1 protein-coding gene is annotated in these 805 nt (G+C 33.8%); it reads right to left on the bottom strand.

Annotated elements, in window-relative coordinates; all coding sequences use genetic code 11:
- A partial coding sequence (locus tag PL9631_RS25535; RefSeq protein ID WP_231516860.1) for a transposase family protein occupies positions 1 to 617 on the bottom strand: 617 nt, incomplete at its 3' end.
- Positions 618 to 805 lie beyond the last annotated feature (188 nt).

The raw sequence follows: 805 nt of genomic DNA, 5'->3' as shown, positions 1-805 counted from the left end.
CTGACTTCTTCTATCTTTTCTAACACTTCTCTTCCCCACCCCATCAACACTTTTTTGATTTCTTCTTGTGTTCTTTTTTCGAGAATGGCAATTAATTCCGACTTCTCTAAATCTATTAAAACTGCACAATAATTTCCTTTTCCTTTAATCAATGCTATTTCATCAATTCCTAGCCTTTTTAAATGGGTGGGTTTAAAATTCGCCAATTCTGATGATGCGTCTTTTAACATCCTTTCTATTTCTTCTGTTGTGACTAACCCTTTTTTTGCCACACTGTTTATATCCTTTTCTAAAACTTCTTGTAGGATTCTATCAGCCAATCTTTTTGTATAAGTCCTTCTTTTTCCGACAAAATCTAAATCCTCACTAAATGGCTTTTTACATTTCTTACATTTGAACTGTCGTCTATTTATTTCCAAAAATACTGGAGATTCTCCCCAAGGTAAATCTTTAATTAGATATCGATGATTTTGATGTAATTTATGGCTTTTTTCCCCACAACGAGGACAGATACTTTCCTGATGGATTGTCTCTATCTCTAAAATTATTCCAATCCCTTTATGTTGATGGCGTGTTCCCACTTTTACTCCTTCTAGCCCCAGAAGTTCTGTGAGCATTTTAATTTCCCTGTTTGAAGCCATTGTTACCCCTTTACCCTGAATTTACTCTTTTTCTGATTTTAGTTAACACCACATATCGCTTAACTGTCAACCGGAAAAAGATTTTCAGCCATCGCCAGATATATTTTTTGTCTTTATTGATTTTATTAACTATGATTTTAGCATACTAGATACTGAAGAACCAA

The organism is Planktothrix paucivesiculata PCC 9631, from assembly GCF_900009265.2.
GTDB lineage: Bacteria > Cyanobacteriota > Cyanobacteriia > Cyanobacteriales > Microcoleaceae > Planktothrix > Planktothrix paucivesiculata.
This window is presented reverse-complemented; position numbering and strand designations above follow the sequence as displayed.